This window comes from Mesorhizobium sp. M1273, assembly GCF_040318195.1.
Classification (GTDB): Bacteria; Pseudomonadota; Alphaproteobacteria; order Rhizobiales; family Rhizobiaceae; genus Mesorhizobium.
On record NZ_JAMYLV010000040.1, the window covers coordinates 12,101 to 32,810 of the forward strand.

General features: G+C 60.0%; 15 protein-coding genes and 6 pseudogenes. 14 read left to right on the forward strand and 7 right to left on the reverse strand.

Annotated elements, in window-relative coordinates:
* Positions 1-2: 2 nt before the first annotated feature.
* Positions 3-515, reverse strand: a complete 513-nt coding sequence (locus NKH30_RS28430) for an Lrp/AsnC family transcriptional regulator (RefSeq protein WP_352997606.1) — start codon at positions 513-515, stop codon at positions 3-5.
* 216 nt (positions 516-731) lie between these two features.
* Here NKH30_RS28430 and NKH30_RS28435 point away from each other — a divergent pair, with 216 nt between their 5' ends.
* The 10 genes and pseudogenes from NKH30_RS28435 to NKH30_RS28480 all read left to right on the forward strand — a co-directional run.
* A complete protein-coding gene (locus NKH30_RS28435; RefSeq protein WP_352997607.1) occupies positions 732-1,013 on the forward strand; it encodes a hypothetical protein in 282 nt (93 codons plus the stop codon).
* 282 nt (positions 1,014-1,295) lie between these two features.
* Complete coding sequence (locus tag NKH30_RS28440) at positions 1,296-1,652, forward strand: transposase (RefSeq protein ID WP_352707305.1); 357 nt, start codon at positions 1,296-1,298, stop codon at positions 1,650-1,652.
* On the forward strand, positions 1,649-1,795 hold the full coding sequence (tnpB, locus tag NKH30_RS28445) for an IS66 family insertion sequence element accessory protein TnpB (protein ID WP_352997608.1): 147 nt from the start codon (positions 1,649-1,651) through the stop codon (positions 1,793-1,795). The genes NKH30_RS28440 and tnpB (NKH30_RS28445) overlap by 4 nt, the downstream gene beginning before the upstream one ends.
* A 102-nt stretch (positions 1,796-1,897) precedes the next feature.
* Complete coding sequence (locus NKH30_RS28450; RefSeq protein WP_352997609.1) at positions 1,898-3,136, forward strand: site-specific integrase; 1,239 nt, start codon at positions 1,898-1,900, stop codon at positions 3,134-3,136.
* Positions 3,133-4,065, forward strand: coding sequence for a tyrosine-type recombinase/integrase (locus tag NKH30_RS28455; protein ID WP_023699564.1), 933 nt, complete (start codon positions 3,133-3,135; stop codon positions 4,063-4,065). Before NKH30_RS28450 ends, NKH30_RS28455 begins: the two co-directional genes overlap by 4 nt.
* The gene (locus tag NKH30_RS28460) at positions 4,062-5,069 is read left to right on the forward strand and encodes a tyrosine-type recombinase/integrase (RefSeq protein ID WP_352997610.1); all 1,008 of its coding nucleotides are present in this window, start codon (positions 4,062-4,064) and stop codon (positions 5,067-5,069) included. The genes NKH30_RS28455 and NKH30_RS28460 overlap by 4 nt, the downstream gene beginning before the upstream one ends.
* 259 nt (positions 5,070-5,328) lie before the next feature.
* Entirely contained in the window at positions 5,329-6,210 is an 882-nt protein-coding gene (locus tag NKH30_RS28465) for a tyrosine-type recombinase/integrase (protein WP_352997611.1), read from the forward strand.
* A 12-nt stretch (positions 6,211-6,222) separates the two neighbouring features.
* Entirely contained in the window at positions 6,223-7,422 is a 1,200-nt protein-coding gene (locus NKH30_RS28470; protein ID WP_352997612.1) for an IS91 family transposase, read from the forward strand.
* 407 nt (positions 7,423-7,829) lie between these two features.
* Positions 7,830-8,060, forward strand: a pseudogene (tnpB, locus tag NKH30_RS28475) (IS66 family insertion sequence element accessory protein TnpB); the annotation flags it as partial.
* A 73-nt stretch (positions 8,061-8,133) separates the two neighbouring features.
* Positions 8,134-9,012: pseudogene (locus tag NKH30_RS28480) on the forward strand (IS66 family transposase); the annotation flags it as partial.
* A 477-nt stretch (positions 9,013-9,489) separates the two neighbouring features.
* Here the strand turns inward: NKH30_RS28480 and NKH30_RS28485 are convergent.
* Positions 9,490-10,212: pseudogene (locus NKH30_RS28485) on the reverse strand (transposase); the annotation flags it as partial.
* 951 nt (positions 10,213-11,163) lie between these two features.
* On the opposite strand from NKH30_RS28485, the pseudogene NKH30_RS28490 reads away from it, so the two are divergent.
* Positions 11,164-11,310 (forward strand): annotated as a pseudogene (locus NKH30_RS28490) (IS5/IS1182 family transposase); the annotation flags it as partial.
* A gap of 39 nt (positions 11,311-11,349) precedes the next feature.
* Here NKH30_RS28490 and NKH30_RS28495 read toward each other — a convergent pair.
* Positions 11,350-12,522 (reverse strand): M20 aminoacylase family protein, encoded by a 1,173-nt coding sequence (locus tag NKH30_RS28495; RefSeq protein ID WP_352997613.1) that lies wholly within the window; start codon positions 12,520-12,522, stop codon positions 11,350-11,352.
* 689 nt (positions 12,523-13,211) lie between these two features.
* Between NKH30_RS28495 and NKH30_RS28500 the strand changes: the two are divergent.
* The 3 genes and pseudogenes from NKH30_RS28500 to purU form a co-directional block, all read left to right on the forward strand.
* Positions 13,212-13,377, forward strand: a pseudogene (locus tag NKH30_RS28500) (IS1380 family transposase); the annotation flags it as partial.
* Between the two features lie 339 nt (positions 13,378-13,716).
* The gene (locus NKH30_RS28505; RefSeq protein WP_352997614.1) at positions 13,717-16,221 is read left to right on the forward strand and encodes a GcvT family protein; all 2,505 of its coding nucleotides are present in this window, start codon (positions 13,717-13,719) and stop codon (positions 16,219-16,221) included.
* A 44-nt stretch (positions 16,222-16,265) separates the two neighbouring features.
* Positions 16,266-17,138 carry a formyltetrahydrofolate deformylase gene (purU, locus tag NKH30_RS28510; RefSeq protein ID WP_352997615.1) on the forward strand — a complete coding sequence of 291 codons (873 nt, stop codon included), beginning with the start codon at positions 16,266-16,268 and terminating at the stop codon, positions 17,136-17,138.
* Positions 17,139-17,480: 342 nt separating this feature from the next.
* On the opposite strand, the gene NKH30_RS28515 is transcribed toward purU, so the two are convergent.
* From NKH30_RS28515 to NKH30_RS28530, 4 genes and pseudogenes are all read right to left on the reverse strand, one after another.
* Positions 17,481-18,320 (reverse strand): 2OG-Fe(II)-dependent halogenase WelO5 family protein, encoded by an 840-nt coding sequence (locus tag NKH30_RS28515; RefSeq protein WP_352997616.1) that lies wholly within the window; start codon positions 18,318-18,320, stop codon positions 17,481-17,483.
* Positions 18,313-19,569: a diaminobutyrate--2-oxoglutarate transaminase gene (gene ectB / locus NKH30_RS28520; protein ID WP_352997617.1), complete on the reverse strand. Its 1,257-nt coding sequence runs from the start codon at positions 19,567-19,569 to the stop codon at positions 18,313-18,315. Before ectB ends, NKH30_RS28515 begins: the two co-directional genes overlap by 8 nt.
* A gap of 386 nt (positions 19,570-19,955) precedes the next feature.
* Positions 19,956-20,286 (reverse strand): annotated as a pseudogene (locus tag NKH30_RS28525) (transposase); the annotation flags it as partial.
* A 51-nt stretch (positions 20,287-20,337) separates the two neighbouring features.
* Complete coding sequence (locus NKH30_RS28530; RefSeq protein WP_352997627.1) at positions 20,338-20,661, reverse strand: D-alanine--D-alanine ligase family protein; 324 nt, start codon at positions 20,659-20,661, stop codon at positions 20,338-20,340.
* Between the last annotated feature and the right edge of the window lie 49 nt (positions 20,662-20,710).

Below are 20,710 nucleotides of genomic sequence, written 5' to 3' on the forward strand. Positions count from 1 at the left end.
GCCTAGCCTTCTAGACCCCAGTTGTCCTCAGGATCGTCTATCGGCACGGCAAATCCAGCCTTCACCCTGTCCACGACAACCAAGGTCTTGACGCTCTTGATATGGGGATTCTCATAAAAAAACCGGCGCGTATACTCTTCGTAATCTTCCATGCTGCGGGCGGTGATGTAGAGCAGGAAATCCGCCTCGCCTGTAATGTAAAAGCCTGTGGCGATCTCGGAGGAAGATTTAATGTCTCTCTTGAACTTGTCAATAATGTCGACACGCTCCCGCTCAAGGGTAACTAGCACCAGCATCTGGATCGGCCTGCCGATTGCCTTCGCGGACACGATTGAAACATCCGCCTCTATAATACCTTCTTTCCTCAGGCGCTTCAGCCGCCGCTGGCAGGCGGTTGCCGAGAGGCCGACCTGTTCCCCGATGGCCTCGGTGGTCAGTCGGTTGTTCTTCTGAACAAGTTCGAGAATACGAGCGTCGATACGGTCGTAATGCTTGGCAGGGGAGCGATAAGCCACTGCGGAAGACCTCACAAAAAAGCCCGAAGATGCAGAAATTCATCTTGAGACGCGCAAATGGCGATGCATTTATTAACAAATCTCTGCTCTCAGTTGCAAGCGCGATTTGGGCAGAGTCGGTGATAACGCTACGGCGAGTAATCTCATGACGACTGCTGCACGCGCTCGCTCCGCGATTGCTCCTCTGCGGCAGTAAGCGGCCTCGGCTCCGGCACGATGAATGCTTCAACCTCCCTGGCCGAATACGCGGTCATCCTTGGCGGCATCATCGGCCTTTTGATACATTCCACCTCACCCGGCTCGGGCATCGCGATGTCCTGCTTCTCGAAGGCGACCAGCTCACACGCGGACCGCCTGGCATGCGGCCGCGAAAACATGGCTAAGCTGGCGCAGTACTCCGCCGGGTTGTTCCGCGAGCTGAAGCAACTGACCGAGCAGCCGACTGAATTCCGGCAGACCCACAGTTGCCGGCGGGACCACAGTTTCAGGCAGTTGTGAATGGTTGTGGGCGGGCAGTGTTCGGCCGAACAGTCCTACCAAAGGAAGCCAGTCTCAGAACTGCACGATGATCGCCGTCCACGCATCACGGTCCAACCTGCTCAGGAGGCAAGTTCGTTAAGAGTCCTCTCTTCTCCGATTGGGGTCTTTGAAGTGTAAGCGGGAAGGCCACCCCATCTGGCGAAGCAAGTATGCGGCGGCGATGATGACACTGAAGTAGCCGAGGAGCTTTCAGTGTCAATTTCTATGTCTGCGCCTATGCCTGCGGATAGAAGCTTTCAATTGATTGAGGCGGTTGCGGATCGCTTCGAGGGTGCCCCGGTCGCGCGGAGGCGGCGATGGTCGGCTGCGTTCAAGACCGAGATGGTGGCAAGGAGCTCTGAACCTGGCGCCAATATTTCGGCCCTGGCTCGGGAGATTGGGATCAGCCCATCGCAATTGTTCGGCTGGCGGGCTGCGGCGCCCAAGACGGATGAGGTGGAACGCGCCGGCAAGGCTGAGGAGGCCAGCCTTGGGAGGCTTCAGGCTCACCATTCCCGAACCATTGAGATTGACGTCAATGGCATGACGGTCCGGGCCGGTGCGACTGTGTGCGAGGACCATCTGCGGCGTGTTTTGCGGGCGGTGCGCTCAGCATGATCCCGGCAGGGGTGAAGGTTTATCTTGCCAGCCACCCGGTGGACTTCCGAAAAGGTATCGATGGCCTGCTTGCGCTGGTGCGGGATGCCGGCTCGGATCCGTTCTTATGCGTCGGGCGAGATTATGTGGCGGAGCCGCCCTGACCCCTTTCGGGTCGGCCAAACCCAGCTTGCCTCCGCCACATAATATTTCATGCCTCTCTCATGGCGCGGGATTCCCCTGTGCCACAACGCCGGAGGGGCAGAATGCTCGAGTTCTATTTTTCCTATTGTGGGGTGCTCAAGCGCCTGCGTAGCGGTGCACTCGGTGGCGAGATGGATCGCCTCGCGGAGCATTTTTTCACCCTTGGTTATAAGCGAGCGTCTGCCACGATTTACCTGAGCCGGATTGCGCGCTTTAGCCAGTTTGCCGCAACGCGCTGTGGTCCGATGCCTATCTCTCAAGATGTCGTCGACAGCTATTTGTGCACGTTTACTACGGATACTCCACGCATTGGAGCAGTGTCGGCACTGGGACACGTGCGGCGAGTGGCTCCAGAACGCTTCCTTGCTGCTGTTCCCAGTGTAGATAATGATCCGAATGCTCCGCTTCTGAGCTCCTTTTCGGACTATCTGAGCAGGGTGTGCGGACTGGAGTCAAAGTCTCGCGAAGGCGTTCTCCTGGGCAGCCGCCGCTTTCTGGATTGGTTCCATCGCCACCATTCCGGCCAAGACCTCGACGCATTGACGGCTGAGCATGTCCTTGCCGCTGTCGAACATCGGCTGTCACTATCGGCGACCTCCGGTACCCGCACCGCAGCAACTTCTCACATCCGGACATTTCTTCGGTTTTTGTATTGGGCTGGCCACCACGATCAGGATCTCGCGCGCGTCGTCCCCAGGACGCCCCACTGGCGTTTGGCTCATCTGCCGCCGCGCCTTGCATGGGATGACGTTCGGCGTGCAATTGATATGATCGGCGCAACGGCACCGGTTGACGTCCGCGATCGAGCCGTCCTGCTGCTGCTCGCCACCACGGGCATTCGCAACGGTGAGCTGCGCGCCCTTCAACTGCACGATATCCACTGGCGAACTGGCGAGGTTTTTGTCCGGCACACCAAGGGCAAGCGTGATCGGGTGGCCCCGCTCATCGAGGAAGCCGGTGCCGCGCTCGCCGACTACGTCCTGCGCGCTCGACCGAAGGTGGATAGTCCGTATCTGTTCCTGTCCTTCACGCCGCCCGTGGCACCATTCAAATGCGCGTCGCCTGTTTCGAGGATCGTGCGGAAGCGGTTGCGACATGGCGGGGTTGAACTCGGGCAGGTCGCAGGTGCGCATCTCCTGCGCCACAGTCTTGCCACCCAGCTCGTCAAGCAGCGAAGGCCGATCAACGAGGTCGCCGATCTCCTGGGACACCGCAGCATCAACACAACGGCGCTGTACGTAAAGGTCGCGACGTCGCAACTTGCCGAGGTCGCACTTCCCTTTCCGGGAGGCGTGGCATGACCGCCTTTGCCCGATTCCTCGGCGAGAAGGCCGAGTGTTACATCGAGCTACGCCACTCCCTCGGCTATGCCTTCAGCAAGCAAGCCGGCACGTTGCGGGCTTTCGTGAGGTACATTGAGCGCGCTCAGTTCGATGGGCCTGCCACTCGAACTTTGGCGCTGGATTTTGCCCTGTCGTTCAGCGGCGCCGCCAACAGCCGTGTCAGTCGTCACGGCGTGCTGCGCCGGTTTTACGAATATCTCGCCGTCTATGACGCGCGAACCGAAGCCTTGGAGCGCAGAGCTTTCCCCAGATCCAGAGCGATTCCGCCTCCGCGAATCCTCAGCGAGGCCGAGTTGGCATCACTCATCGACGCATGCCGCCGCATCTCGCCGGGAATCCTTCTCAAGGGGCGGACAATGGCCACGCTGATCGGATTATTGGCGAGCTCGGGGCTGCGATCAGGCGAAGTGGTCAGACTTGATCGTTCCGACGTTGATCTGGCCAACGGGATTCTCCTCATTCGGAAGACGAAGTTCCGCAAGGACCGTCTCGTTCCAGTTCACACGACGACCCAGGCTGCCCTTCGTAGCTACGTCCATGAACGGGATGCCGCTTTTCCCATGCCCAAGGACCAGGCCTTTTTCCTCAGCTCTCGTGGCAATCGCCTCTCGGCGACAGGCCTGCAAAACGGCTTTGCCGAGGCCCGCAAGCTTGCTGGTCTCGATGGCGGCAAGCCATTAAGGCCACACGATCTCAGGCACCGGTTCGCCGTGACCCGTCTCGGCCTCTGGCATCAGCAGCGCGCAGACGTTCAGGCGTTGCTCCCGTTGCTCGCCACATATCTCGGTCACGCCAGCTACAGCGACACTGCCTACTATCTCACCGGTTCGGCAGATCTTCTCGCCATTGCGGCGGAGCGCGCCTTCCTCGACGGAGGTGCAGCATGAGCGAACACCTGCTGCTGGCGCCGCTCCTGGAGTCCTACTTTCGCCGGCGCTTGACCAAACAACGCAACGCGACTCCCGCGACCGTGGCCAGCTATCGCGATGCCTTGCGCATGCTGATCATCTTTGCCGCCACCCGATTGGCGAAGAAGCCGGCCGCATTGGCACTCGAAGACCTCGATCGAGACCTCGTTCTCGCCTTCCTCGACGAGCTCGAGGAGAAGCGCAAGAACGTCATCGCCACGCGCAACGCCCGACTAGCGGCCATCCGATCCTTCTTCCATCACGTAGCAGCCGCTGACCCGGCGTCCTTCGGTGTCGCCCAACGCGTGCTGACGATTCCCATAAAACGGGCTCACATTGAGGTGACGCACCACCTCACCAAGGCCGAAGTGGACGCCCTTATTGCGGCCCCCGATCAGAGGACGTCCCGTGGGCGGCGCGACCGAACGTTTCTACTGTTTCTGGCACGGACCGGCGCCCGGGTCTCCGAAGCCACCGGCGTCAACGCAAACGACCTTCAGTTGGAACGGCCGCACCCACAAGTGCTGCTGCGCGGCAAAGGGCGCAGAGACCGCGTCGTCCCCATTGCTAAGGACCTGGCGCGGGCGCTGACATCCTTGTTGAGCGAGCGCGGGATCGCCCATCACGAGCCGCGAGCGATATTCGTCGGCGCCCGCAACGAACGCCTGACTCGTTTCGGAGCGACCCATATCGTGCGGCGTGCGGCCACAGAGGCCGTGCCTACCAGGCCGGCCTTGGCCGACAAGCCCATATCGCCGCACATCTTCCGGCACTCCCTCGCCATGAAGCTTCTCCAGTCCGGCGTGGACGTTTTGACGATCCAAGCCTGGCTCGGGCACGCACAGGTCGCCACGACCCACCGCTATGCCGCAGCGGATGTCGAGATGATGCGCAATGGACTCGAGAAGGCGGGCGTCACCGGCGCTCACGGCGTGCGTTTCCGACCAAATGACTCCGTTCTGCAACTGCTGAACAGCATCTAAATATTATGTGGCGGAAAAATCCGGACCGGCGGGCCTAGGCTGGCACCAGGAAGGCTCCGCCACATAATCTCGCCCGACGCATAAGAACGGTTGGACTAACCCGCTCCGCGATTGCGGAGCGGCAAGGAGGGTGTGTGCCGCCGGCGTGGTCTTGATCGCGTCGTCTGTCGCGCTGTGGTCATGTGTCCACAACAAGCTCGGACTGCGTCAGCATGGAGTGGCTGCTTGCAGCCCATTCCATCGGACAAAGGAGCTTGTCATGACTCACCTTCGCCAGCGCATGAGCGAGGACATGGCGGTGCGCAACTTCGCGCTCAACACCCAGCTGTCATATCTGCAACAGGTCTCGCTATTTGCCCGCCACTTCGGCAAGTCTCCGGACTTGCTCGGGCGAGAGGATATTCGGACCTATCAGGTCTATCTGGCCAACGAGAAGAAGCTGTCGCCCGGCTCGATTCATACCGCCATTGCGGCGCTGCGCTTTCTCTACAAGGTGACGCTCGAGAGGGATTGGGCGCTTGAAGAGGTCCTGCCGCTTCCCAAGAAGCCGCAGAAGCTGCCGATCATCCTCAGTCCCGAGGAAGTTCAGCGGTTCCTCGGCTGTGTCCTTCACGTCAAACACCACGCCATCCTGACCACGTGCTATGCCGCCGGCTTGCGCATCTCGGAAGCGGTTCAGCTAAAGCCCACGAACATCGACAGCCAGAGAATGGTCATCCGTGTCGAGCAGGGCAAAGGCCAGAAGGACCGCTATGTGATGCTGTCGCCCAAGCTGCCGGAGATCCTGCGCGACTATTGGAAGGTGCGCCGGCCAAAGGCGTGGCTCTTCCCCGGCGATCGCGCCGGCCAGCCGATCACCAGGGATGCGGTGGGACAAGCCTGCGCGAAAGCGCGCAACCTCTCCGGATTGTCCAAACCGGTCACGCCGCACAGTTTGCGCCACGCCTTCGCCATCCATCTATTGGAGGCCGGCGCCGACGTGCGCACCATTCAACTGCTGCTCGGTCACAGGAGCCTCGCGACCACCGCCCATTACCTGCGGATTGCCACCAACAAGGTCTGCGCCACGTCGAGCCCCTTCGAGTTCTTACCGCGTCCGGCGCCCACCGTGCCGCCGCCTGCCAAGCCGCAATACTTCTGAGCGGTCGCGGCAATGGCCCGCTCGGGGCCGGAAGTGGCGGATATTTTCCGCTGCTACGGCGATGCCTATCGCACGCAGCATGATGCGTCGCTGTCGACCGCCCAGCGTCGCGTCATGACGGCGATTGAACTATGCCGGACCGCCGCCCTCGGCGGGCACGTCGAAGCATGCGATCAATGCGGCCACCGGCGCATCGCCTTCAACAGCTGCCGCGACAGGCATTGCCCCCGCTGCCAATCGCTGGCCCGAGCACAATGGCTGGAGGATCGTCGCGCCGAGCTTCTCGACACCCAATACTTTCACGTCGTCTTCACGCTGCCGGAGCCCATTGCCGCCATTGCCTATCAGAACAAGGCACTCGCCTACGGCCTGCTCTTTCGCGCCACCGCGGAGACGTTGCGGACGATCGCCGCCGACCCCCGACATCTCGGCGCCGAGATCGGTTTCTTCGCCGTGCTGCACACCTGGGGCCAGAACCTGCTTCATCATCCGCATCTGCATTGCGTCGTCCCAGGTGGCGGCCTTTCTGCCGACGGCGATCGATGGGTCGCCTGCAAGCCCGGTTTCTTCTTGCCGGTCCGGGTGCTCTCGCGCCTGTTCCGACGATTGTTTCTAGAGCACCTGGAGAAAGCCTTCGACGCCGGCCAGTTGAAGTTCTTCTCTGACTTGCAGGCCTTGAGCAAGCGCGATGCCTTCCGGCGCTATTTGGCGCCGCTACGAAAAGCCGAGTGGGTCATCTATGCCAAGCCGCCATTCGCCGGACCCGAACAGGTCCTCGACTACGTCGGCCGCTATACGCACCGCGTCGCCATTTCCAACAATCGCCTCGTCGCCATCGAGGATGGCGCGGTCGCCTTTCGCTGGAAGGACTATCGGCACGGCAGTCGGCAGAAGGTCATGACCGTGGCGGCCGATGAGTTCATTCGTCGCTTCCTGCTACACGTCCTGCCCGAGGGCTTCCATCGCATCCGCTATTACGGATTCCTCGGCAATCGCTATCGCGCGCAAAAGCTCGCCTGCTGTCGTGACCTGCTCGGCATGCCGGTTCCCGAGCCGTCCGACAGCCGATCCGCAAAGGACTACCGCGACCGCTACGAGGCCCTCACCGGGCATTCCCTCAGGCAATGCCCCGCCTGTCGTCAAGGCCAGATGATCATCATCGAAACATTCGACTGCGTCACCGGACACCCGCCATACCAGGACACGTCATGAAGCAGGGACGTCGCCTTCCTATGGCCACCAGCATCGCGCCGGCCCGCTTGGAAGCCAAACTGAGCCGGTCCCGCAAAAGTGTGCGCTCTCATCACCGGCAACCTCTCCCAGGCAGGGCGCGGTGCCGATCCTCACATGCCGGAACCGATATCCGTGCCGCTTTCGGCGCACGCCACGCCTTCAATCGCCGCGTCCGCGACGCATCCGCACCGCCACGCGATCCCTGTTCATGGGTGCGGCCCCAATTGAAAACCCATAGCGGCCACCCGTGCCGACGGCTTAGTCCAACACGTTTTTAGCTCACCGCCGCGATCCACCCCAGCGCACTCTCGCCACCCGCCTTGCAGCGCGACGCCAAGCTAAAAACGCTCTGCATTATGTGGCGCGCCACATAACCGTTCAACGGTGCGCTTTACGTCTTCCGTGCGAAAAGAGCCGACAGGATCAAGATCGTTTGGTGGGACGGCAGCGGCGTGTGTCTTTATGCCAAGCGGCTGGATGAGGCGAAGTTCTGCTGGCCGCGGATCGGCCACCACCGGGTCCAGCTCAATCATGCTCAGCTGATGGCTCTGGTTGACGGAATGGACTGGAAACGGGTTCGAACGGAGACCGTCAGGCGGCCGCAATCGGTTGGGTAAAACCCTGCGGCATGATGAATCAGGAAGCTGAAAACGCGGGAAAATTGCCCGCGAATATGCTCTGATTTTGGCCATGTCGGCACCCGATCTCGCGCTCCCGGACGACGTTGACGCGCTCAAGGCGATGGTTGTTGCCATGGCCGAAAAAGCCGCCGGTCTGGAAGAGCGTAATGCCGATCTCGAAGCCCACAATACGCATCTCGAGTTGGTCAACAAGAGCGCCGAGGAGCGGATCGCACGACTGACGGCGGTGGTGAAGATGCTGGAGCGGTCGCGCTTCGGCAGCCGCTCCGAAAGGTTGCGGGCCGGTGCGCTGAGCGAGGAGCAGTACGCTCTGGTCTTCGACGAGATCGAAACCGGCGTGGCGGCCATCCAAGCGCAGATGGAGAAGTCTGCGGGCGGCTCGAAAGCGAAGCGCGCCCCGCGCCCTCGCAAAGGCTTTGCGGCCCATCTCGAACGGATCGAGGTGGTCATCGAGCCCGAGACGCCTGCTGGCTGCGAAGGACTGGAAAAGATCCTGATCGGCGAGGACGTCTCCGAACGGCTCGATGTCACCCCGGCGAAGTTCCGAGTGATCGTCACGCGTCGCCCCAAATATGCCTACAAGGGTTGGGACGGCGTCATCCAGGCAGCCGCGCCCGCCCGCATCATCGAAAGCGGCATTCCGACCGAAGCGCTGCTGGCGCAGATCGCGGTGTCGAAATACGCCGATGGCCTGCCGCTCTACCGCCAGGAAGCGATCTATGCCCGCGATCAGGTCGAGATCGACCGGTCACAGATGGCGCAGTGGATGGGCAAGGTCGGCTTCGAGCTTGAGCCGCTGGCCGATTATGCACTGACCCGCATCAAGCAGGGTGAGCGGGTCTTTGCCGATGAGACCACGCTGCCAACGCTGGCACCGGGATCGGGTAAGGCCAAGACGGCCTATTTGTGGACCTATCTGCGCGATGACCCGAAAGAACAGCCTCTTCGCTGGCAGCGACGGCGGCGGGCGGACATGGGCCACCATCGCCACGCTGCTGGCCACCGCCAAGATGAACCAGGTCGATCCGCACGCCTGGCTCACCCAGACCCTCGAGCGCATCGCCAATGGCTGGCCAAACAGCGATATCGACGCCCTCATGCCCTGGAATTACCAGAGCTGAACGGCCTCAGCTGCCCGCTTACTTTGAAGTCAAGCTGCTGCTGTTCTTTCCGGATCGTGTCGTCGGCGGGGTCACTCGCTTCTCTTCGCGGTCGGCGCCAGGCCGCCGCATGATGGGGTCAGGGAGCAAGACGTCTCAATCTGTTTCACGACCTCCAAAAGCACTCGGCCTCGAGGCTCTGGACACTCAACGAGGTCGTCTTGCCCATCATCCCTATGGAACAATCCGGGCATCGCCCTTTCGGGCGAAAGCTCTGTTCTTTGCTCTCTCGATGTCCATTCGGTTCAGGTCGAGGCGGAAGCAGGCTCCTTTCCATAGTGGAATACGGTCGCGTCAACCCACACGCGATGCAGGATGACGGCAAGCTTGCGGGTGACCGCAATGCGGGTCCGCGCCATGCCGCAGCGCCTCGCGATGGTCAATCCCCAGGCGCGCAGGCTCGACCACTTCTTGCTCCGCACGCGCAGCGAACGCGCTGGAAGCGCCGTTCGGGCGAGTTCCTCGCCGCAGCGGCTGATCTTGCCTGGATATTGATAGCCGTCAGCCCAGATGCGCCCCCCCACAGCCCGCGACGAACCGAACCGCTCCGGCCGATCAATCGTGGCGCGGAAGGCGAGCGCGGTGATGGGACTAACACCGGGAGCACTCATTAGCCGCCGGCAGACCTCTTCCTTGCGGGCGATATCGAGAACCTGCTTCGTCAGGCGGGGGAACTCTTTCAGCATTGTCGCCAGGATCGTCAGAAGCGGCTTGACCAGCGGCTTCGCCATGGCGTCGGCGCCGGCCGACTCGCGCACGCGCTCGGCAAAGGCGGTCCGAGACGGCATGCCAAAGCTTGATGCCGGCTTCCCGAAGGATCGCCATGACCACATTCTCGATCGTGCGCATCTCGTTGAGAACGGTTCGGCGGGCAACAAGCAGAGAGCGCCAGAGCCGGCATTGCTGGCTCTTCACACGCACCTGCCGATACCAGCCAGTGCGCATGATTGTGCCAGGGCGCGGGCCTCGATCCACTATTCAGAAGGAACGGCGACGTGGCAAGTGGCAGGCGGCGAGGGCTGCGGATGGCCGCTGATCGGGCGCAACCTCGGTCCTAGTGGCAAGTAGCGGGCCCGGCCGAAATCGGCGGTCCGAAATAGCCCGGACTGGCGAGCATGCCGCGGGTCGTGGAGGCGTGCCAATGCGAGGCTCCTGTCCTCGTCTGGAGCCGATTTGCTCGAGTTGCCGGCACACCTGTCGCAAGCTCATTCGATCCAGCCCGACCCATGCAAAGGTCAGACGAACAATGTGCGCCGGTCCATCAGCAGCGCCTGATGGGCGAAGCGGCGGGCGAGCCGATCGGGAGCATGGAAGAGAGACGCTCGACGTGGCCACTGCCAACGCATCCCTCAGCCGCCAGCGCTGGGCGAAGCAGGATTGAACCGCTGTAAACGTCATCCTGGTAGCTGTGAGCTGCTCAAGCACGAAGCCGTCGGCGGCAATGCGTTTTCGTCTTCGAGTGGCCTGACTGGCAATCCTGTTGTCGTTGCGCGTCTGGGCTGGCTGGACACCCGCGCATAAAAGTGCACATCGCGCCTTGGTCATTGCTCACCTCCCGATCTGGCTGTCACGCCCGTCACCTTCTATGAGAGGCCCGTGCGACGTGCCGGCCGTTGGCTCGTGCGCCGGATGGTCGGCACAAGCCGGGCGTAGGCCTCGAGCAGATTTTGGCGGCCCGGTTCTTGTCGCTCCGAACGACACGTGCACGCGCAGCACAGGGCGATCCATGCGCCGGACCATGTGCGCCTCCATAGGCCGGCCCGCACCCGGGCCGTCGATGGCGCATTAAAATCCCGTGGTGGCTCTGATTCGCCCCGACAAATCGACTCGTATCCCGACCACGACGGGCCTCAACAAGCTGCCGCCTACGGCTTGGACGCTCCATGCACACCGACCACTCAAAGGCACATTGGCAACATCGTACGGGGGCTGTCGAGCGCACATTCGGCTGGATGACGCGCTGGCGGCGCCTCGTGCGCAATTATGAACAGCGCATCGACATCTCTCACGCCATGATCCTCGTCGCCATGGGTGGAAACCTTGTCCGACGACATGCCCATCCCTGATTCCCAAAACGGACTCTAAGCTTCGGTATTTCTCTCAGTCTAGGATTGCGGTGTGAGCACTGTTTCGACGAGCCTGACCCAGTATCCGATACCGTAGGGGATTGCCTCATCATCAAAATCGTACGCCGGGTTGTGTAGGGCAGCAGTCGGTCCGTTGCCGAGGTACATGATCGCTCCGGGCCTCTCTTGAAGCATGTAGGCAAAGTCTTCAGACGAGCTGCGTGGGGGCATCTTCGCATCGACGGAGGCTACGCCCACAAGGCTCTGGGCCGCCTGGATCGCGAGATCCGTCTCCGCCATGTGATTGAATGTGACCGGTGTGTCCCGCCGGTAGTCGAGCTCCGCATCCCCGCCGAATCCACGAGCTATGCTTTGCGCCGAGTCTTGGATCTTCTGCTCGGCGAAGGCACTCAGCGCAGGGGAGAATGTCCTGACCGTGCCGGCCAGATGAACCTGCTCAGGGATTACATTATAAGCAGAGCCGGCGTTGATCTTGGTCACGGAGACGACTAGCGCCTCGATCGGATTGGTTTGTCGCGACACCAGCGTCTGCAGGCCCAGGATCACCTGGGCAGCGATGACAATGGGATCAACCGCCTCATGCGGCCTCGCGGCATGCCCGCTCTTCCCCTTCACTATTAGGTCGAAGTCATCCAACGAGGACAGGGCGGGGCCGTGGCAGGTCGCGAACTTGCCGACCTCGACGCCAGGCGTGTTGTGCAGCCCGAATACCTTGGAGATGCCAAACCGATCTAGGAAGCCTTCATGAACCATTTTCTGAGCGCCCGAGGGGAGGATTTCCTCGGCAGGCTGGAAGATCAGCGCAACGGAGCCCTTGAAGGTGCGGTTGCGGGCAAGGTGCCTTGCCGCGCCGAGCAGCATGGCGCTATGCCCGTCGTGTCCGCAGCCGTGCATATGGCCCGGAACTTCCGAGGACCAGTCCTTTCCCGAGGCTTCGAGTATCGGTAGTGCGTCCATGTCGGCTCTGAGCCCGATCGTCGGTCCTTCACCGACTTCCCCTTTGATCACTGCGACAATGCCGGTCTCGGCGATGCCGGTTTCAATATGTTTGATCCCGAACGATGCCAGCTTTTCGGCCACGAACTGCGCCGTATTCTTCAGACTGAAGCCAAGTTCGGGATTCCGGTGGAGATGACGCCGCCACGCAGTTGCTTCCGCGTGGTTTTCTCGGAAAGGTTCAACGCTCTGCAAAATATTCCCCTGACAGTTTCGATCGGGCAAGCGGCGGGTTAGCCATACTATATCATTTTGCCGCGGCATCTTCTCCAATTCAGTTTGCATATATCGATCATCTGGAATCGAGATTCGGCAGGATGCACAACTCTCATTTGACGAGAATGAGCTAGCTCAGGCGTAATGATATCTGCGCGCATCAGTGATCTCGAAGCCAAATGATTTTCGCACAAACAATATATGGCCGACCCACGAAGCGGCCGCACAATGTCGAGTGATTCCGCAGCGAATTTGCTGCCATCAAACACCGACGATCAACTAGCAGCGCCGAAAGATGCCACACCCTCGCCGCTCGCCCCATAGCATCTACGCCAGGGGCAGTATCGAGCCCGGACCGCGATTTTTCTGCGACGGCTACTGATAGCATTGACGAAGATCCGTGCTCAACGGACACGCCCACTCAGGCGAGTTCGGCGCAGCAGCCGAGAAAGCGTTCAACGAACATCCTGGACTACGCAGAGGGTCAGCAATGCGCCGCGATGGCGCTAACCCAGACAGCGTCTGCTAGGGATTCAGTGCATCGGAAACCGATTGCTTGCGCAAGTCCGGGGGTCCGGTGGGGATGGGATTGTAAATCTCGTCCCAGAGGAGGTCGTGATTGGCACCGCGCCGCGGTACCAGCGGCCACCAACGATTTCCATGTGGACCTAACCGCCGATGAGCAGCGTTTACGACTGGCCAACCGGCTTGCGGCTGCGATTCGCGTCATCCGCGCCGGGTGAGGCACGCCATGGCCGACATTCTGCGCGCCCGCATAACGATCGCATGCGGCTACCAGAATGCCAATGATCTCAACGGCTGCGCACCGATCCAACCTAGATACCGGAAGTTTCGCCAAGCGCGATAGTACACTTGAGGCGTTCGCTTCAAAGCGCTGTTGTCGGGTGCGCCGTGCTGTCGATGCTCTGCGGACATGTTGGTGCGGTTAGCACAGGTGATGAATTCCTCGCCCATACCATCACGAAACGCATAATTTCAGCACCCTTAGAGCGCCTTTCAGAGACTTTCGACTTGGCACTGCCCTTAACCTCTCACGACTTGTGGTCATTTTATGGCCCAAGCACTGAACATGAAGACCGTATGTGCGCCGAGTCCGCGGGACACCTCTTTTAAATTCCACTGCAGACCGGAGCGCTTTTCCTGAGGTTCGAAATGCGAAAACTTCCCTCCCATGTGGAGTACGTGATCATCGGCGGTGGCATCATTGGCCTTTCAATTGCCTATCACCTGACACAACTTGGACATCGGGATGTCCTCCTGCTCGAACGCGACCAGCTTACCAGCGGCACTACATGGCATGCCGCTGGTCTAGTTACCCAGCTTCGGGCAAACGAGAACATGGCGAAGCTCGCCCAGTATTCGGCCGAGTTGTTCCGGGACCTTGAGAGGCTAACCGGACAGGCGACGGGCTTCAGGCAGAGTGGCTCGATCACGGTCGCAGCCACAACCGCACGGCTGGAGGAGCTGAAGCGTGGGGCGTCGATGGGACGGTCCTTCGGACTGGAAGTCGAGATGATCGATGCAGCCGAAGCCCAGCGACGCGTCCCGTTGCTGGACGTGAGCGACGTTCTCGGAGCCGCGTGGATCGCCTCTGATGGCATGACAAATCCCATCGATACCGCGCGCGCATTCGCAGCCGGCGCACGGCAGGGTGGAGCGACGATCCTCGAGCGCGCTCCGGTCACCCGCATTATCGTGCAGAATGGCCGGTTAACTGGGGTCGAAACAGCATCCGGGGTCATCCGCGCCGAAAAGGCAGTGATCTGCACCGGAATGTGGAGCCGAGGGATTGGTGCGGACCTCAACTGGACCATTCCGCTCCACGCTGCCGAGCATTTTTACGTCGTTACCGAGGCGATTCCGGATTTGCCTCACAACTTGCCCACAATCCGTGACATGGACGGGCGCTTTTACGCGAAGGCAGACGCGGGCAAGTTGCTGGTGGGCTTCTTTGAACCCGACGGCAAGCCGTGGGGCATGGGGGGAATCGCGCATGATTTCAGCTTCGATTCACTACCTGAAGACTTTGATCACATCGAACCCCACCTCTCCGCCGCCATTGAGCGCATGCCGGCTCTGGCAAATGTCGGGCTGCAACTGAATTTTAATGGTCCAGAGAGCTTCACGCCGGACAACCGTTTTTTGCTCGGACCTGCGCCGGAGATCACTGGTCTATATACGGCCACAGGCTTTAATTCTTGCGGCATCGAGTCATCTGGCGGCGCCGGGAAAGTCATGGCCGAGTGGATGTCGACGGGCGACCCCTCAAATGACTTTTGGGAGATGGACGTCCGCCGCGCCATGCCGTTTCAGCGAAATCGCAAATACCTGCATGACCGGACCATTGAAGCTGTCGGCAATCTTTGGGTGCTCCATTATCCGCACAAATCTGCCAAAACGGCGCGAAACGTTCGTTTGTCTCCGCTTCATCATCGACTTGCCCAAGCTGGTGCAAACTTTGGTGAGATCGCCGGGTGGGAGCGAGTGCAATGGTTTGGCGCACCAGGGTCGCCGACAAGTTCGCACGGCACATTCGGTCGTGACGACTGGTTCAGGTTGAGTGGCGAGGAACACGAGGCCACCCGTTCGGGGGTGGCGCTGTTCGACCAGACGTCCTTTGCTCACCTGCTGGTTCAAGGTAAAGACGCCCTCGCACTCCTCCAACGGCTGTCGACCAACGACGTGGACGTTCCGCTGGGCCGGATCGTCTATACCCCGTGGCTTAATAAGCGCGGAGGCATGGAATCGGATGTCACGATCGCCCGAACAGGCGAAGATGAGTTTCTGGTTGTCACGGCTGCCGTGCAGCGTATCCGCGATCTTGCTTGGCTGAAAATGCATGCAAAGGGCGCAGGCCACGTCTCCGTTGCAGATGTGTCGTCAGGGTACACGACGCTGTCAGTGATGGGACCGCGCTCAAGGGATCTACTGAAACGCGTGAGCCCGGCTGACTTTTCCGACGACGCGTTCCGGTTCGCAACATCCCGCGAAATCGAGATAGGCTATGGCCTGGCGATGGGTTTCCGCATGACCTTTGTGGGGGAACTTGGTTGGGAGCTGCATATTCCGGTCGAGCAGGCTCTCGGGATTTATGATGCGCTCGTCGCGGCGGGGCAGGATCTCGGTGTGCGTCACGCGGGCTATGTCGCACTGAACTCATTGCGACTTGAAGCCGGTTATCGTGACTGGGGCTCGGACGTCGGAGACGAAGATACGCCCCTCCAGTCGGGCCTGGGTTTCACGATTGCCTGGGACAAGGGGTCGGACTTCATCGGGCGATCGGCCTTGGAGGCCCAGCGGGGGCAAACGCCGCGTCGGCGTCTTGTCCACCTGGCTGCTCCCCAATCTGCACCGCTGATATTCGGCACGGAGCCCGTCTGGCGGAACGGGGCACTCGTAGGTTACCTGCGCTCTGCGGGCTTCGGGCATACCGTCGGTTGCGGTGTCGGCATGGGATACCTCCACTCAGATACCGGAGTGAGTGCCGAATGGCTGTCGAAAGGAGATTTTGAGATCGAAATTGCCGGTGAACGGCACGCTGCGATGGCAACGCTACGCCCCCTGTTCGATGCAAAACGGACTCGCGTGAAGGGCGAATGGCTGAAGACGGAAGATCTGATCCATCCTGAACTGCGCGCTGCGATGTCGAAAGCGTGACCTTTAACACCATTTCAAGTCCTGACGCTGCTGAGGCCCAAGTAATGACTGCCAACGGCGACCGCTCCATGGTCCTCACCCTATCCTGTCCCGATCAGCCCGGCATTGTGTCGACTGTGTCGGGGCTCCTTTACCATGCTGGATGTAACATCCTCGACGCTCAGCAATTCGATGACACGGAGACGGGCCAATTCTTCATGCGGGTTGTCTTTCTCCGCCTTGCCCAAGCCAAATCCGAGGAGGCAATTGTCTCCCTAATCCAAGAGCAGTCTGTGCGCCTTGCCATGAGGTTCGTCTTGCGGCCAAGTTCCGCGGTGAAACGGGTGATGCTACTGGTCTCGAAGTTCGACCATTGTCTGACGGACCTGCTCTATCGCTGGCGCACCGGCGAATTGCCCATGGTGGTAACTGCGGTGGTTTCCAATCACAGTCGCGAGCGCCTGGCGTCAACCGATCTGGGCAAGTTGCCATTTTTTCACTTGCCTGTCACCAAAGACAGGAAGACGGAGCAGGAAGCGGGCATCTGGAAACTGGTGCAGGAAACCAAAACGGACCTAGTTGTCCTCGCGCGTTATATGCAAATCCTGTCGACCGATTTGTCGAGCAAGCTGTCAGGGCGCTGCATCAACATTCACCACTCATTCCTGCCGGGCTTCAAGGGCGCCAAGCCCTATCACCAAGCCCATGAGAGGGGCGTCAAGGTCATCGGGGCGACCGCGCATTACGTTACCTCCGACCTCGACGAGGGGCCGATCATCGAGCAGGATATCGAACGCATCTCGCATCGCGACACACCGGACGACCTTGTGCGAAAAGGCCGCGACATCGAAAGGCGTGTCCTTGCGCGGGCGGTCCACTATCACCTTGACAATCGCGTGGTGCTCAACGGAAAGAAGACGGTCGTTTTCACCGACTGAGCGGCGCGTAATCAACCAGGACTGAGCGGTCGTGTCCTTGCGCCATGCGCTCCAAAACTCAAAACGCGTGAGCTTCGGTCTCCCGCTGCGAGGTAGCGCGACGGAGATCCGACCGGGTGCGCCCTTTTTCCGCCCCTCCGGCCGGCTGGCTTGCGTGGCAGTGGAGAGGCTCACGTCGCCGTGCTTATCCAACCTTGTGAGTTCATTTGACATTTGCAGGTTCCACTCTGTTGATTGCGGTCGCAGGTCGTTTTGCTTAATCATTGGGCGGCACGAAGAGCCGCAAGCCTCACTGAATGTGACATTCCGTTGCACAAGCATCAAACTTTCGGCCACCCAACATTAGGTCCACCAGAGAACAAGATCCGGCCGGGCAAACCCAAAAAAGCTGTTCAGCACTAGGCGACGCTTTCCGTTGCCTGATTGACCGGTGACCCCGTGAACGAAACCGCCATCGATCAGGCCGATATCCCCCGCCCTGAGCTGGAAGTCGCGACAAGGAACGCCCTCGAGATAGGCTGCCGAATAGGGATATCCCGTAGTCTCCACACCTTGAGACTTTCGGTCGGTGACTGTCGGCTTGTGGCTCCAGAGTCGCAGATTGCCACCTTCCTCGGGCATGCTGGGATAGAAGTTGAGTGCTGCGACGGTGTTGTGCGCCACCGCAGAAAGCTCGTAATCGTTCCCAGCACATAACACTTGAGCGACGTCGTCGTGGGGGTCCAAGGAGAATGTGCCGCTGCCAGACCAACTGAGAGCGCGACAAACATTAGCCTGACCGTGCTCCGAACGGGCCAGCCGCAATTCAATGCCCTGTTTGCGAAGCTCGCGCTTCAACGCGTCGAACAATGCTCGGACCGGATCAACCAGATCCTCAAAAAGGGCGTCGACGTACGGTCGCGCAGTTTCCGCCTCTGCGAAATAGGTGGCTGCATCCTTCCTGTAGTGGGATGCGCCGACATATTGTCCGGGGACGCCATCCTTACGCTCCTTGAGACCGGGACTGCCACTGAAGTTCGCGGTGATCTCCTCGGCTATTTCGGTGCTGAAAGCCTGCCTGATGTGCAGAGCGGTGATCTCACCTTTTAGGACTGAGATGATCTCTGCAGTGCTGATCGAGCCGGTTCGCTCTCTCATCGCAACAGGCGAGATGGCTGGCGCTTGAGATACCGTGTTAGGCATTGGCTTGCTCCTGTAGTGCGTGATCAAGGATGGCGATGCCATGATCAAGTTCGACATCGGTGATGGTTATCGGCGGCAGGACTTTGATAACGTCGCGATTTGGCCCTGAGGATTCGATCAGCAGGCCATTTTCGAACGCAACATCATGCACACGGCCGACAACGGCCTGTGAACGGCATTTGAGGCCAGCCATCAGACCGCGGCCGCGCTTTTGTTCAATGCACCTGGGAAATTTCGCAAGGAGGCAGTCAAGGTGTCCTTGCAGCTTGATGGCTGTCCGGTCGACGCCCGCAGTAAACTCCCTGTCGGACCACATTTTGCACATGGCCCCCGCAGTCACGAAGGCGAAATTGTTGCCTCGGAAAGTCCCGCTATGTTCTCCGGGATTCCATACATCTATGTCCGGGCGAATAAGAACGATGGAGAACGGACTACCTGAACCGCTTAGGGATTTTGAAAGGCACACGATATCGGGTTCGATTTTCGCGAACTCGAATGAGAAGAAATCGCCCGTTCGCCCCGAACCTGCCTGAATGTCGTCGACGATCAAAACAATGCCGTGCTTACGGCAAATGCGCTGAATTTCTGTGAGCCAAGCTGCAGATGCGGTGTTCATGCCTCCTTCTGCCTGAACCGTCTCCAGAATGATTGCAGCAGGCTTTTCTATGCCGCTCCCTGGGTCGCCCAAAGCGCAGTCGATGTAACTCGCGGAATCGAAAGCTTGGTTCGGATAGCCGTCATAGGGGACACGGATCACATCGTGGCGAGCAACGCCGCCCAGTTCCCTGGTTGACGCTGAACCCGACACTGCTAGAGAGCCGAGCGACATGCCGTGAAACGCATTGGTGAAGGCCATGACACTCGAGCGGCCGGTATATTTTCGCGCCAGGGCCAGCGCCGCTTCGTTAGCATTGGTGCCGGTCGGCCCAGGAAACTGTATCTTGTAGGAAAGGCCTCTAGGCTTCAGGATCGAATCGACAAACGCCTCAATGAATTCACGTTTTGCCGCCGTATACATATCAAGCGACAGAAGAATGTTCTCGCCAGCGAGATATTCGATGGCGGGTGCAATAATATTGGGGTTGTTGTGTCCATAATTAAGTGCCCCGGAGCCTACGAGGAAATCGATATGAGGCTTACCGGTCTCGTCCCAAATTGTCGCACCAAGGGCCTTCGTAAAAACTGCGGGAAACGATCGCCCATAGCGACGAACATTAGACTCATAGGCCGTGAAAGCGTCGGTATTCATTTTAAGGTCCTCTGCACGTAGGCGTCGCGTTCAACGAGAGAGCGCTTAAATGCCTTTGGCGGGCGGTGTTCTTCAGTTTCACATGGAAGATCAGAACAGTCCGGGCGGAAATTGGTTGTGTCGGCTCCAGGGGCTGCGTTTCGTATGCTGCACAGGTGACTGCGTTTACACGAACTCGTTTCTAGAGCTTTCGGGCAAGCACCGAAACTACGGCATCTGGTAGTTGACGCATCTGCTCATCGCGCACGACGCGCCTGCCAACATCAAAACCTTAGCGCCAGCTGCGGTTCACATGTGGCAGGCGCTTCCACATACAGCACCGCATGTTGGGTGTTGCAGCTTTTTTTCGCCAGCAACACGAATGGTCTTTATGTTATGGAGATCATGCCCATGGCCTTGACTAGCTCGTCAACCGATCGGATCGGGATCCCTTGCAAATAGGCTTCGTGGATGACGGCGGTCGCCGCCTTCTCCGCCATGCGGCGCGGTTCGAGGAAACCCGGGAAGTAGTTTCGCTTCCTGAGCTTCGGGATACGCAGCTCGACCGTGCCGGCCCGCGTCTCCAGTCCCGGTCGCGGTAGCCATTGCGCTGGCGAGCCGCAGCGGGTTCTTCTCGCCATAGCCGACTCCGGTGGCCGCGCTCACCTCCATCTCCATCATCTCCAGCAGGGAGATCGGTACCCGGGTCTTCTCCACGAGGGTGCGCAGGTTCATCATCGCCGGTCATCGGTGGTCCTTCCGAAATAGGTTGGCGTCAACAGCCAGACCTTACCGGAAAGTGTGTTCGGCCTTGCAGGTGCCGATTCCAAAATACCGCGTGTGGGCGATATCGAGGATGCGATTGAGAACGCTCGAGAAGCTGTGTCCGGCGGCCGTCGCGGCCAGAACATAAGTGCTGGGCATACCGATCGCTGGCATGGAGTTGATTTCCAGAACAAAGCGCTGGCCACAGCGGTCGATCCGGAGGCCGACGCGGGCGTAATCCCGGCACTGGCAGGCCCGGAAGGTCGCAACCGAAATTCCGCAGCACTGTCGTAAGCTTGCTCCCGATTTGCGCCGGGCACTCGAGGCGCAGATTCCAGCTAGGGTCAGGACCCATTAATTTGTTGAATTGATCTCTGTTGGGTGATTCAAGGTGGCA